Origin of the sequence: Streptomyces sp. NPDC005374, assembly GCF_042872225.1 — a bacterium.
In the GTDB taxonomy this organism is placed as follows: Bacteria; Actinomycetota; Actinomycetes; order Streptomycetales; family Streptomycetaceae; genus Streptomyces.
The window spans coordinates 513,622-526,517 of the sequence record NZ_JBIAKA010000005.1 but is presented as its reverse complement, the minus strand read 5'-3'; the positions used below and the strand labels follow the sequence as shown (position 1 = coordinate 526,517).

9 protein-coding genes and 4 tRNA genes are annotated in these 12,896 nt (G+C 69.7%); 6 read left to right on the top strand and 7 right to left on the bottom strand.

Going from position 1 to position 12,896, the window contains the following annotated elements:
• Positions 1–20: 20 nt before the first annotated feature.
• Positions 21–1,595, bottom strand: a complete 1,575-nt coding sequence (locus ACFYRX_RS16230) for a hypothetical protein (protein ID WP_389099953.1) — start codon at positions 1,593–1,595, stop codon at positions 21–23.
• Positions 1,596–1,979: 384 nt separating this feature from the next.
• Between ACFYRX_RS16230 and ACFYRX_RS16225 the strand changes: the two genes are divergently transcribed.
• Entirely contained in the window at positions 1,980–2,891 is a 912-nt protein-coding gene (locus tag ACFYRX_RS16225) for a hypothetical protein (protein ID WP_389099951.1), read from the top strand.
• A 124-nt stretch (positions 2,892–3,015) separates the two neighbouring features.
• On the opposite strand, the gene ACFYRX_RS16220 is transcribed toward ACFYRX_RS16225, so the two are convergent.
• From ACFYRX_RS16220 to ACFYRX_RS16195, 6 genes are all read right to left on the bottom strand, one after another.
• Positions 3,016–3,088, bottom strand: a tRNA-Lys gene (locus ACFYRX_RS16220).
• Positions 3,089–3,186: 98 nt separating this feature from the next.
• Complete coding sequence (locus ACFYRX_RS16215) at positions 3,187–4,728, bottom strand: amino acid permease (protein ID WP_389099950.1); 1,542 nt, start codon at positions 4,726–4,728, stop codon at positions 3,187–3,189.
• 71 nt (positions 4,729–4,799) lie between these two features.
• Positions 4,800–6,914: an FG-GAP repeat domain-containing protein gene (locus tag ACFYRX_RS16210; protein ID WP_389099949.1), complete on the bottom strand. Its 2,115-nt coding sequence runs from the start codon at positions 6,912–6,914 to the stop codon at positions 4,800–4,802.
• 184 nt (positions 6,915–7,098) lie between these two features.
• Positions 7,099–9,222, bottom strand: a complete 2,124-nt coding sequence (locus tag ACFYRX_RS16205) for a DEAD/DEAH box helicase (RefSeq protein ID WP_389099948.1) — start codon at positions 9,220–9,222, stop codon at positions 7,099–7,101.
• A 279-nt stretch (positions 9,223–9,501) separates the two neighbouring features.
• A complete protein-coding gene (locus tag ACFYRX_RS16200; protein ID WP_389099946.1) occupies positions 9,502–10,023 on the bottom strand; it encodes a hypothetical protein in 522 nt (173 codons plus the stop codon).
• 79 nt (positions 10,024–10,102) lie between these two features.
• On the bottom strand, positions 10,103–10,453 hold the full coding sequence (locus tag ACFYRX_RS16195) for a metallopeptidase family protein (RefSeq protein ID WP_389099944.1): 351 nt from the start codon (positions 10,451–10,453) through the stop codon (positions 10,103–10,105).
• Between the two features lie 85 nt (positions 10,454–10,538).
• Between ACFYRX_RS16195 and ACFYRX_RS16190 the strand changes: the two genes are divergently transcribed.
• The 5 genes from ACFYRX_RS16190 (at position 10,539) to ACFYRX_RS16170 (ending at position 12,819) form a co-directional block, all read left to right on the top strand.
• Positions 10,539–12,098 (top strand): metallophosphoesterase, encoded by a 1,560-nt coding sequence (locus ACFYRX_RS16190; protein WP_389099942.1) that lies wholly within the window; start codon positions 10,539–10,541, stop codon positions 12,096–12,098.
• Between the two features lie 80 nt (positions 12,099–12,178).
• Positions 12,179–12,251: transfer RNA gene (locus ACFYRX_RS16185), tRNA-Glu, on the top strand.
• 38 nt (positions 12,252–12,289) lie between these two features.
• Positions 12,290–12,364, top strand: a tRNA-Asp gene (locus tag ACFYRX_RS16180).
• Between the two features lie 24 nt (positions 12,365–12,388).
• Positions 12,389–12,462, top strand: a tRNA-Phe gene (locus ACFYRX_RS16175).
• A 72-nt stretch (positions 12,463–12,534) separates the two neighbouring features.
• Entirely contained in the window at positions 12,535–12,819 is a 285-nt protein-coding gene (locus ACFYRX_RS16170) for a hypothetical protein (RefSeq protein WP_389099940.1), read from the top strand.
• Positions 12,820–12,896 lie beyond the last annotated feature (77 nt).

Sequence of the window (12,896 nt, the reverse complement as noted above, 5' to 3'; positions counted from 1 at the left end):
CGGTGCCGTGCGCCCTGTCCTCAGCCGATGGCGTACGCCCGGTACACCGTCTCCACCGAGCGGTCCCCGGCGGCGTCGGTCACCTCGGAGCGCAGGGCGACCGCGCCGGAGGCCGGGTTGTGGACAGCCGCCTGCCAGGTCGTGCCGGAGTGCTTGACGCCCGCCGCCTTCCAGGTCTTGCCCCCGTCGGCGGACGACCAGACCTTGACGGACGTGGCGGTCACTTTGGTGAGCTTCGTGTCGGGGCCCTGGGAGCCGCGCCCGGCACTCACGTCGACCGTGGTGGTCGTGCTCGCCGCGGCCTGGTTGTGGCTGTTGAGCCCGGTGGGCAGGAAGCGGGTCATGAAGACGGGCGCGACGATCGCCTTGGCCGGGTCGGCCACCTTGAAGTGCCAGTCGAGGGTGACGCGGGGGGACAGCATGCCGGCGGGGAAGGTGATGCCGGGGCGGTAGCGACGGGCGTCGATGGCGAGGTCGTACCAGCCGGCCGAGCGGGCGGGGGCGGAGAACGTGGCGTAGCCGGTACGCCAGTCGGTCAGGGTCTGCTTCTTGACGGTGGTGCCGCCCTTGGACAGGACCAGCGTCTCCTTCGTCACGTCTCCCCAACCGCCGCCGACGTCGGGGTCGTTGATCAGGGAGTCCGCGAGGAAGCCGACGGACTTGCCCCCGAGAGTCGGCAGGTCGTGCGTCGGACTCCACGCGGCCCGCCCGAAGAACTGGGTGAAGCTCTGTCCCGCCTTCAGTGTCCTGACCTTGGGGAAACCGCCGCCGACGCCGTCGCCGTTGTCCGCGATGACCCCATTACGGGGCTGCCAGGTCCCGGGGGTCACATGGAGGGTGACGCTGTACGGGGTGCTGTCGTCGCGCACGTCGGTCATCAGGTCGGTCGTGCAGTCGTCGGTCTTCGGCGCCGCCTGGAGCGCGGTGGTGTTCTCCGTGCCCATCTGCGGGCCAGTACGCACGGACAAGCGCATCGTCGCCAGCTTCGACCGCTTGTACGACCCTCCGGGGGAGGCCGGGATGCCCGTGGTGTTCTTCACGGCGACATAGCTGTCCTTGCCCGACCACTGCGCCAGGTACCCGAACTGCAGCAGCCTGGAGGAGTTCGGGATGGCGTACAGGGCCCCCTGGTAGTTCCAGCCGCCGGTGCTGAAGGCGGAGGGCATGTTGCTGACGGTACCGGCGCACACCTGTGCGCTGATCCGCGGCGGGTCGGTCACGTCGGCCGGCGTGTCGAGCGACACCTTCACGGCCTTCCCCTTGCGCGCGTCAAGGGTCACCGACCGGTTGCCCGACACCTTGACGTCCAGGGCGCCGACGGTGTCCGTGCCCAGCCCCTCCGAGCCGTGCTCCCAGATGTCGGTCATCGCGAGGTAGTGCCCCGCGGGCAGGCTGAGCCGCTTGCCGGACTTCACGCTGTACCTCTGCCCCGACGGCACGGCGACGACGGTGACCGTTGTGGCGACCTTGGCGCCGTGCCGCCCCAGCGTGGTGACGGTCAGTGAGGCCGACGCCGCCTGCGCGGACACGGCGGACGCGACCAGCGGCACCAGCGCGGCCACCCCGACGAATGCGAGCGATCTTCGTCCCACCATCTTCAACTCCCCCTCAAAATCCACAAGACGGCCAAGCCTAGGCAGCCCGCGGACACGGCAGATCAAAGCGAGGAGCTACGTCTGATCAAGCTGTGACAAAGGAGGTCTCCGCAGACGGTCGCCGACCCATCGGCCGAAGCAGCCCTCCAGATCGGCGACGCCACCGAGCGAGCCGAGCACAGCCCCGCCTGTCCGACTTACGACGCCGACACCAGGTATTGGCCGAAACCTCAACTCATCACACCTGAAACACAGTTGTCGCACAACATGCTCGTTGGCAGACTCGCCTCGCCGACGGAAACAACCGGACAAGCGTGCGAACGCGCATGCGAAAGCACCACGTCGGCGGACGGGACCTACGCCATCTCACCAGGGGGAACACCCATGAACCTCAGTCTGCCCAGACACGTCCTGGCCCGTGCCACCGCCACCCTCGCGCTGGCACTGGCCATGGCCACCGGCACCACCGGCCTGCTCTCCGGCGCCGAAGCACACGCCCTGCCGGTCACCGAGGGCTCCTTCAGCTTCAGCGGCGACGAAGGCGACTACATCAGCGGCGGTCAGTCCTACGCCTACGCGACGGCGTCCCAGGACCAGATGAACGTCTCCGGCAACACCGACAACGGGGTGGTCACCGTCTCCGTCGACGGAGCGAACGGCGACTGGTGGACCCTGGACCTCGCGGCGCCGTCCGGCGAGGCACTGACACCCGGGACCTACACGGGAGCCACCCGCTACCCGTTCAACGAGGCGACCGAACCGGGCCTGTCGCTCAGCGGCAACGGCCGCGGCTGCAACCAGCTCACCGGCACCTTCACCGTCTCCGCAGTGGAGTTCGGGCCCCAGGGCTACGTGAAGAAGCTCGACGCCGCCTTCGAGCAGCACTGCGAGGGAGGCACCCCGGCCGCGCGCGGCGAGGTCCACATCGACAACCCGGCCCCGCCGGCCGAACTCGGCCTCGGTCTCGGCATCGCCCTGGACGGCACCGCGAGCTCCCTCAACGGCAAGGCCGCCTTCCACGGCACGGTGACCTGCAACAAGCCGGTGCAGGTGACCGTGGCGGGCTACGTCACGCAGGTGAAGAAGCGGGACCTCATCCGCGGTTCCTTCTCCACGTCGGTGTCCTGCACTCCGGGCTCCCCGGTCGCCTGGACCGGTACGGCCGTACCCACCGGCGCGGTCCCCTTCCAGAAGGGGGACGTCGAGGTAGAGGGCCACGCGACGGCGACGGACCCGGACTACGGCCGGCCGGTGACGGTCAGCGAGACAGTGGCGGTCCGCCTCACCCGGATCTGACCCCCGGCACCCTGACGCACAGTCACACCGCCCGGCCCCGGAAACGAGACAACGCCCGAGCCGACCGAAGCCGACCCGAGCGCTGCACAGCAGGTCAGAGGGGTTGCCCCCGCCACCCGCACCGTAGGCCCTGTGGGACTCGAACCCACAACCAATGGATTAAAAGTCCACTGCTCTGCCAATTGAGCTAAGGGCCCAGGCGATGTTGCCTCCCCGAGCATAGCCGGACGCGGCCGTGTCTCCGATCGGGTATCGGGGACACGGCCGCGTCGTCGGGACGGAACGGGTCGGAAGGTCAGGGATCGACCGGTTCGGGGGCGCCCGCGCGGGCCGCCGCGCGGGCCTTGGTGCGTTCGTGATCGGGGTTCAGGAACCAGTGCCGGGCCGAGGCCTGCCACCAGATCCAGGCGAAGCCCAGGACGACCAGGACGGCGACCGGGGCGTAGTTGAAGGTCTCCCAGGTGACCGGGGAGACCTGCGGGAGCATGAACAGCACCGTGATCACGCCGACCCATGCCACCGACACCACGCCGATCGGGCGGGACCAGCGGCCCAGATGCCACGGCCCTCGCCTGAACTCCTCGCCCTTGCGCAGTCTCAGCAGCGTCGGGATGACGTACGCGATGTACAGCCCGATCACCGCGACAGACGTCACCGCCGCATAAGCCGCGTAGTTGATCAGGTACGGCAGGCCGAGCAGCAGTGCCCCCACCGCCGCCAGCCACACCGCCGCGACCGGGGTCCGGGTGCGGGGGCTCACCGTGTGCCACACATGCGAGAACGGCAGCGCGCCGTCGCGTGAGAAGGCGTAGATCATGCGGCTGTTGGCGGTCACCGACGCCATCCCGCAGAACAGCTGGGCGCCGATCACGACCAGCAACAGGAGTTTGCCCGCCGTCGCTCCGAGCGCGTCGAGCAGGATCTGCGCCGGGGGCGCGCCCGTCGGGGACTTCAGTGCGCCGTCGTACGACTGGATCGCGAAGGTGAAGCCGAGGAGGAGGACGAGGCCGGCTATCCACGACGTCCAGATCGACTGGACGATGCCCTTCGGGCCCGCCGTGGACGCGTCGTGGGTCTCCTCGGTCATGTGGGCCGAGGCGTCGTAGCCGGTGAACGTGTACTGGGCCATCAGGAGGCCGATGAGGACCACGTAGACGCTGCTGCCCCAGCCTGTGTTGTTGACGAACTCACCGAAGACGAAGGACGCCGACTGGTGCTTGTCGGGGGCGAAGGTCAGCGCGCCGACGATCACGGCCACGCCGACCACGTGCCACCACACGCTCACGCTGTTCAGCAGGGCGACGATCCGCACGCCGAAGGTGTTGAGCAGGCCGTGCAGCAGCAGGATGGCCGCGAACAGCAGGACCGTCCGGCCCGGGGTCACCCTGAAGTCGAACTGGAGGTTCAGATAGGCGCCCAGGAAGGACGCCGCGCCGAAGTCGATGCCCGCCGTCACCGCGACCTGGCCGAGCACGTTGAACCAGCCCGTGAACCACGCCCAGGCGGCCGCGGTCCGCGAGGGGGCCAGCTTGTACGCCCAGAAGTACAGGCCCGCCGAGGTCGGGTACGCCGAACAGATCTCGGCCATCGCCAGGCCGACGAACAGCGTCATCAGGCCGACGGCGACCCAGCCCCAGGTGATCACGGCCGGGCCGCCGGTGTTCATGCCGAACATGTACAGCGTCAGGCAGCCCGACAGCACCGAGATGATGGTGAAGGAGACCGCGTAGTTGGAGAACGCCGACATGCGGCGGGCCAGGACCTGCGTGTAGCCGAGCTGGGCCAGTTGTTCTTCGTCGGACAGTGCCGAAGGCCCGCTCGCTCTGTCATCTGTCATGCCCCCAGCGATTCCCATCCCGGGGGCGTGACACACGTCACAACTTGGCTAGAAAAGGCCCAACCGTATTCCTAGAAGACGCCCTTGTAGCCCTGCCAGCCGCTCGCGATCTTCGTACGCCCGCCGAACGACCCCTTGCCGTCGCCGTTGTTGCGGTAGAGGTTGCCCGCGGTGTCCCGGACGACCAGGTCGTTCTTCCCGTCCCCGGTGATGTCACCGACGCCGACGACCGCGTTGTACGAGGTCCCCCAGTTGGAGAAGACCTTCACCCGCTCCTTCACCTGACCGGTGCCGGTGCCGTCGTAGCGCCACAGCGTCCCGGCCTTGTCCTGCACCAGGACGTCCCCGAAGCCGTCGCCGTTCAGGTCACCGGCGCCGACGATCTTCTTGTACGTCCCCCAGCTGCGGATCTTCACCCCCGGCTTGAGCTTGCTCGCCCCGTCGTTGGCGAAGAGATAGACGTCCCCGGTCGAGGCCTTGCGGGCCAGCAGATCGGTACGGCCGTCGCCGGTCAGGTCGCCGGGGGCGGTCAGGACGTTGTACGCGTTCCATCCGGTGCCGAGAGAGGTGTGGCTGCTCGACGGGCCGTACGATCCTCCGCACTTGCCCGCGTAGCGGCGCAGCTCGCCGTTCGGCATCCGGACCAGCATCTCGGCGCAGCGATCCTTGCCCATGTCGCCGAAGGGAACGGCGACCGTGCCGGCGGGCCAGCCGGACGCGCTGTCCTTGAAGTCGAAGGTGCCCTTGCCCCTGGTGTACTGGAGCGTCAGGGCACCCGAGGAGTTGAGGGTGACGAGCTCGCCGTAGCTGTAGCCGCCCTGGTCGTGATGGCCCTGGCGGCCGCCGGTGAGCCCGAACTTGCCGGTCGTCGTGTACGTGCCCGCGCCGTCGGCGGCGGTGGCGGTCAGCGTCCAGGTCTTCGGGCCGTTGTACGCGTACGCGCCCGACTCCGTCTTTCCGTCCCAGGCCAGGTCGATCGCCGTACCGCTGCCCCTGAGGGTGCGGTCGGTGCGGCCCTGGGCGTCCTTCACCGTGAAGGTCCAGTCGGCGGGCTTGTTCAGCTGCCAGACGCTGTTCCAGGTCATGCTGCCGCTGTAGCGACCGGCGGCGTCGAAGTCGCTGTCGTCCAGGTCCGCCTCGATCTTCGCGAGCGGCTGCGCGGGCACCCCGCTCGGCACCACCTGGATCGAGCGGTCCGTACCGACGTAGGCGACGCCCCCGCCGAACTTGTCCACGGTCCAGGTCAGCCGCCGTTGGTCGGCGGTGTTCCCGCCCGGCAGGTCGGCGATCCCGCGCGCGGCGGCGGCCGTACCGGCGTGGAAGTCGGTGAGCATGAGCTTCCCGGCGCTCCGGTCGTGCTGGACGAGGTAGCCGTCACCGACGAGGGCGGGGCCGGAGGGCACCGTGATGTTCTTCTTCGCCGTGCGGTCGTACACGCCCGCGGCGCCCGTGGGACCGCAGTTCCAGTAGATCCAGCGGCCGACGACCTGGAGCTCCTTGACCGTGCAGGGGGCTCCGGTGGAGACGGTCGTGACGGTCTTCTTCGACTCCAGGTCGTACTGGGTGACGACGCCGTTGCCCGAGCCCGGCGTCCACAGCGCCGAGCCCCAGACGGAGGCGGCGGTGACGGAGCGGGTCAGACGGACGTCCTCGTCGCGGTACCGGTTGGCGGCGTCGACGTACTGCTTGCCGGTGGAGGCCGCGTTGTAGACGAAGTAGCGGCCGGTGGCGTCCACGAACCGGCCGCCCGTGACGGCCGGTTCCGTCCCGTGGTAGTTGTTCCGCGTCACCCAGACCTGGGCGCGCTCCTTCCCGTACTCATCGACCTGGAAGTAGCCGACGCTCTGGTTGCCGGTGGAGCGCAGTGGCACGCAGTCGCCCGCGTCACACGGCACCCGCTGGAGGTGTGTGCCGTCGGCGAAGTCGCCGGCGTAGCCGCGAGTGGCCTCGTTCAGCACGGTGGAGCCGTCGGGTGAGAACTGCCGTCCGACGACGTACTGTTCGCCGCTCGGCCGGTACTCGACGCTGGTCAGATAGCCGGCGGCGTAGTCGATGCCCCACACGCCGTCCGTGGCGATCGGTGTCGGGGTGATGTCCGCGGCGGCCGGGCCCGCGGTCGTCAGGGTGCCGGCGCTCAGCGCGGCCAGCGAGACGAGAGTGAGTGAGATCCGGGCACGCCGGGTCAAGGGTCCCTCCCCAGGGAAGTCAGAAAAGTCGCGGCGGCAGGCCTTGTCTTCCCCCTCGGCCACACTCCGTCACGCGATCAACGGATGTTAACAACTGCCCCACAGGGTCCGGTAGTCGAATACGGATACGAAAAGGGGCCCGCACGACCGAAGTCGTACGGGCCCCAGCTCAGCTCACGCTGTGTCAGCCGTTGCGCTTCCAGCGCGGCTTGTCGTCGCGGCGGCCGAAGGAGGAGCCGGCCGGACGGTCGTCACGACGGCCGTGCGGGCGGTCGTGGCCGCCGGAGCGGAAACCACCGCCGGTGGTGGGGCGGTCGCCCTGACGGTCACGGTTGAAGGGGCGGTCGCTGCCCCGGTGGGTCGACGGACGCTCGTCGCGGCGGTCGCGGTTGAAGCCACCACCCGACGGGCGGTCGTCACGACGGAAGCCACCACCCGAGGGACGCTCGTCACGACGGTCACGGTTGAAACCGCCGCCGGTGGGACGGTCGCCCTGACGGTCGCGGTTGAACCCGCCCGACGGGCGGTCGTCACGACGGAAACCACCCGAGGGACGCTCGTCACGACGGTCACGGTTGAAGCCACCGGTCGGGCGGTCGCCCTGGCGGTCACGGTTGAAGCCACCCGACGGGCGGTCGTCACGACGCTCGAAGGAACGGCCACCCCGGTCGTCCCGACGGTCGTCACGGCGGAAGCCGCCCGAGGGACGCTCGTCACGACGGTCGCGGTTGAAACCACCGGAGGAGCGGTCGTCACGACGCTCGAAGGAACGGCCACCCCGGTCGTCCCGACGGTCGTCACGACGCTCGTAGTTACCCCGCTCGTCACGGCGCTGACGCGGCTCCTCGTAGGCGGGACGCTCGACCGGCTGCTCGGCGACCACGGCCTCGGCCGCCTCGGCCACCACGGCCTGCGCCTCCGCGACCGCCGTCTCCGGGTCCTCGCCACGCTCGCGGGCGGCGCGGGCGACCAGACGGTCGGCCTCCTCGCGCAGCTCGGTCGCGCGACGCTGCGCCCGCTCCAGCTCCTTGGCGAGATGCGAGACCTCACGCTCGGCCTGCTGCGCCGCGTTGGCCGCGGACTCGGACTGGACCTCGGTCATCGAACGCGCGCCCGTGATCTCGGCGACCTCGGGCTCGAAGGCCGTACCGGTGTTGATGATGTGACGCCCGGCGTCGACGCCCGCGTCCTCCATCAGCCGGAAGATCTGGCGGCGCTGGTGCGGCAGGGACAGCGACACGACCGTGCCGGTGCGGCCCGCGCGAGCGGTACGGCCTGCGCGGTGCAGGTAGTCCTTGTGGTCACCGGCGGGGTCGACGTTCAGGACGAGGTCGATGCCGTCGACGTGGATACCGCGGGCGGCGACGTCGGTCGCGACGAGCGCGTTGACGTAGCCCTTCTTGAAGTCCTCCAGCACGCGGGTGCGGGCACCCTGCGTCATGCCGCCGTGCAGCGCGTCGGCCTTCACACCGGAGTCGCACAACTGCTCGGCGATCCGGTCGGCGCCCAGCTGGGTGCGGACGAAGATGATCGTGCGGCCCTTGCGGGAGGCGATCGCGGCCGTGACCGGCGCCTTGTCCTTGGGCTTCACGATGAGGATGTGGTGGGACATCGTCGTGACGTTGCCCTGGGCGCTGTCGACCTCGTGCGTGACCGGGTTGCTCAGGTAGCGCTTGACCAGCGTGGAGATCTCGTTCTCCATCGTGGCCGAGAACAGCATGCGCTGGCCGCCGCCCGGGATCTGGTCGAGCAGCTCGGTGACCTCGGGCAGGAAGCCCAGGTCGGACATCTGGTCGGCCTCGTCGAGGACGGCGACCTCGACGTTGGCCAGGGAGCAGGCGCCGCGGTTGATGAGGTCGCGCAGCCGGCCCGGGGTGGCGACGAGGACGTCGACACCGCGCTCCAGGGCGTACATCTGGTTGCTCATCGACGTACCGCCGCAGACGACCTTCATCTTGAGGCCGAGGACGTCGCCGTAGGGCTGGAGGGCGTCCGCGACCTGCATCGCGAGCTCACGGGTCGGCGTGAGGATGATGCCGCGGGGCTTCTTCTTGTCGGTGTGGCCGCCGGACAGCTTCGTCAGCAGCGGCAGACCGAAGGAGAGGGTCTTGCCGGAGCCGGTGCGGCCACGGCCCAGGATGTCCTTGCCGGCCAGGGCGTCCGGGATGGTCGCGGCCTGGATCGGGAAGGGGGAGGTCACGCCGTTCTGGGCGAGCTTGCGGACGACACCCTCGGGGAGACCGAGGTCCGCGAAGGTGGTCTCGGGGGTCTGGGAGACCGCCTCGTCGGTGCCCTCGTTCTCGGGCATGACGATGTGGTCAGAACTGGAAATGGACATGCGTATGCGAAACCTTCCGGAGTCTCGTCGGCACGCGCCCGTCAACTCCGTGATTCGCAATACGACCGCCTCTATGCGGTCAGCCACGGCAAGGGAGAGAACGCGCCACACGGCGCGCTTCTGCGTTGGCGCCGGGCAAATGATCAAACGATCTATAACCATACGCACCCACCACCCCCGAAGGCAAACCGATCCCCGCGCATGTATCCGAGGTCACTCGGCGGCCGGACGGGGCGCTGGTGTCTGGTGTCACACCGGTGATCCGGCGGTGGGCGCCGGCTCCCGCTGGCTCAGCTGCGGTCCCGTCTCCGGCTGCGCCGAGGACGACGGCTCGGCCGGAGGCGGTGACGGCGTGGTCGACGCGGGCGGCGGCTCGACGGGCGCCGACGGCTCCGGATCGGCCGTACGGGTGGGCGTCGGATCGGCCCTGGTCGGCGACGGCACCCCCGGCTGCACCGACTGCCCGGGCTTCGCGGGGTGCGACGCGCCGGCTCCCGCCGAGGCGGACGCCGACGGCGAGGCCGACTCCTCGCCGTCCTTGCCCTTGCCGCGCTTGCCGTGCTTGCCGTCGGAGGCCGCCCCGCCGAAGCCGGCGGAACCGCCCGAGAGTGCCGTTCCCCCGTCCGGCGCCTCGCCGCCCCGCTCACCGGCCGAGTGCGACGGCTTGGCGCTGCCGCCTCCGTCGTCCCCGCCCACGCTCATGCAGCCCGCTGCGGCGGCGACGGCCATGACCGTGGCGGCCAGACGGACGGGTACGTACAAGGGGCGCACGAGCAGCCACCTCCGAGGGCGGTCGTCAAAGAGTCAACCTGCCCAACTCCCGCCGCCCACAAGAGGACACGCGAACCGCTCAGCCGTACCCGAGTGCGTGCAGCCGCGCGTCGTCGATCCCGAAGTGATGGGCGATCTCGTGCACCACCGTCACCTCGGTCTCCGCGACCACGTCCGCCCGGGAATCGCACATCCGCAGCGTCGGCCCCCGGTAGACCGTGATGCGGTCCGGCAGCACCCCGGCGTACCACTCCCCCCGGTCCGTGAGCGGAGTGCCCTCGTACAGCCCGAGCAGCTCGGGATCGTCCGCGGGCGGCTCGTCCTCGACGAACACCGCGACGTTGTCCATCAGCCGCGTCAACTCCGGCGGAATCCGGTCCAGCGCCTCGGCGACCAGTTCCTCGAACTCCTCGCGCGTCATCTCCAGCACAGGCCCATTCTCCGGTACAGAACGCCCGTACGAGAGTCAGGGGCGCGCCCGCATATCCGCGCGTGGACTTGGGCATACGGGACCAATGGCCCGCGTCCCCCTCGCAGCCCTGACCATCCCGAACATCCTCAACGCCCTCCGCACACCGCCACGCGCCCTCGCCCGCCACTACGGCAGCCGCCGCTCTCACCCGTCCGCCGAGCTCGTCCACCCTCCACACCCCTGGACCCGTGCCCTCGGCCTGGTCGCCGTCGTCCTCATGGGCGCCTGGCTGGGTCTGCTGATCGTCGGCAACGTCCGGGTGCCGGTCGGTCCGATGAACACGACGATGACCCTGCGCCCGTCCCTGACCGGCGGCACGAAGATCAACATCTCACCGCTGGGCGCGCTCCAGCTGAACAGCCACCAGGCCCCCGTCCGCCTCGACGTCAACGTGGACCAGCTCGACCCGGAGCGCTCGCAGGCCCTCGTCGACCACCCCGAACGCCTCTCCGGCCTCCAGGACGAGGTCGCGACGGACGTCGAGCACGGCACCCTCGACCTCGCCGTGCGCTCCTGCGTCGCCGTGGTCGCGGGCGCCACGGCCCTGGGCCTCGTGGTCTACCGCCGCCCCCGCCGGGCCCTCGCGGCCGGCGGCCTCGCCCTGACCCTCCTGGCCGCGTCGGGCGGCACGGCATACGCCACCTGGAACCCGGAATCGGTCCTGGAACCGAAGTTCTCGGGGCTGCTCTCCTCCGCGCCCTCCCTGGTCGGCAACGCCCGCAGCATCGTCACCGAGTTCGACGTCTACCAGCAGGAGCTGGCCCGCCTGGTGACGAACGTGACGAAGCTCTACGACGCCACGTCCACCCTCCCCGCCTACCAGCCGGACCCCACCACCATCCGGGTCCTGCACGTCTCCGACATCCATCTCAACCCCGCGAGCTGGAAGATCATCGCCTCGCTGGTGGAGCAGTACAAGGTCGATGTGATCGTCGACTCCGGCGACACGATGGATCACGGTACGGCGGCGGAGAACGGCTTCCTGGACCCGATCCCGGACCTCGGGGCGCCGTACGTCTGGGTCCGCGGCAACCACGACTCCCTCACCACCCAGCGCTACATGGAGGGCCTCAAGCACGTCCACGTCCTGGACAACGGCACGGCGGAGACGATCGCCGGGCTGCGCTTCGCCGGCATGGGCGACCCCCAGTTCACCCCGGACCGCTCCACGAACCCGGGCGCCGACGAGTCCCAGGAGGCCGCGGGCACCCGCCTGGCCGCGGCCCTGCGGGAACAGCGGGCCGCCGGCACCCCGGTCGACCTCGCGATCGCGCACGAACCCTCCGCGGCCCGCGAGGTCGACGGCGAGGTGCCGATGGTCCTGTCCGGCCACCTCCACCACCAGGAGATGGAGGTCCTGAAGGGAGGCACCCGGCTGCGCGTCGAGGGCTCCACGGGCGGCAGCGGACTGCGTGCCGTCGAGGGCAAGTACCCCGACCCCATCGAGGCCTCGATCCTCTACATGGACCGTGACACCCGCCGCCTGCAGGCCTGGGACGAGATCAAACTCGGCGGCCTGGGCCTCACGACGGCGGAGGTCAGCCGCCACCTTCCGGAGGACAACCAGCCGGGCGCCACACCCTCACCCTCGGGCTCCCCTTAAACCGTTTTGGCGATAGCTCCCGGCATCCCATATGCTTCTGACGTCCCCGACGCGCTGAGAAGCGCCCAGGATGGCCTGTAGCCCTCATCGTCTAGTGGCCCAGGACGCCGCCCTTTCAAGGCGGTAGCACGGGTTCGAATCCCGTTGGGGGTACGCAATACCGTGTGCGAGAATGTTCGCGCACAAAGCTTGGTCCTGTGGAGCAGTTTGGAGTGCTCGCCACCCTGTCAAGGTGGAGGCCGCGGGTTCAAATCCCGTCAGGACCGCTGAGGTTTCTTCGGAAATCTCTCGGCTGGGTAGCTCAGTTGGTACGAGCGACCGCCTGAAAAGCGGTAGGTCGCCGGTTCGACCCCGGCCCCAGCCACAGCACAGACCCCGATCTCCGGATCGGGGTCTTGTTGTATCTGTCCCGAAGAGGACGAAGAGGGCGGGGACGATGAAGCGGGACGACGCTCTGGAGCTGGCCCGGGCCCGGTACGGGCTCTTCGCGGTGATGCTCAGCAATCTGGCGATCGCCGGGGTGGCGGTCTTCGGAGTCTGGCGGCTCGACGGCGACAAGGCGGTGATCGTCGGTGTCCTCACCGCCGCCTTCACCGCGGTCAGCAGCATGACCACGGCCTACCTGGGCATCAAGGCCGTCTCCAACACCGCGAGGTCCATCGCCCTCGGCGAGAACCGGAGGGACGCACCGGCCGAGATGCCGGCCCCGCGGACCCCGTGATGGCGCGGCTGCACCGCTGCTCCACGGTCGGAGACAAAAGCGTTAGCCACTAATTTCCCCGGGATGAGATCCTGGAC

What these genes read in the sequence shown, in the direction of transcription:
- ACFYRX_RS16230 (WP_389099953.1), bottom strand. Translation starts at nt 1,595, where the DNA reads ATGGTGGGACGAAGATCGCTCGCATTCGTCGGGGTGGCCGCGCTGGTG.
- ACFYRX_RS16225 (WP_389099951.1), top strand. Translation starts at nt 1,980, where the DNA reads ATGAACCTCAGTCTGCCCAGACACGTCCTGGCCCGTGCCACCGCCACC.
- ACFYRX_RS16215 (WP_389099950.1), bottom strand. Translation starts at nt 4,728, where the DNA reads ATGACAGATGACAGAGCGAGCGGGCCTTCGGCACTGTCCGACGAAGAA.
- ACFYRX_RS16205 (WP_389099948.1), bottom strand. Translation starts at nt 9,222, where the DNA reads ATGCCCGAGAACGAGGGCACCGACGAGGCGGTCTCCCAGACCCCCGAG.
- ACFYRX_RS16190 (WP_389099942.1), top strand. Translation starts at nt 10,539, where the DNA reads ATGGCCCGCGTCCCCCTCGCAGCCCTGACCATCCCGAACATCCTCAAC.
- ACFYRX_RS16170 (WP_389099940.1), top strand. Translation starts at nt 12,535, where the DNA reads ATGAAGCGGGACGACGCTCTGGAGCTGGCCCGGGCCCGGTACGGGCTC.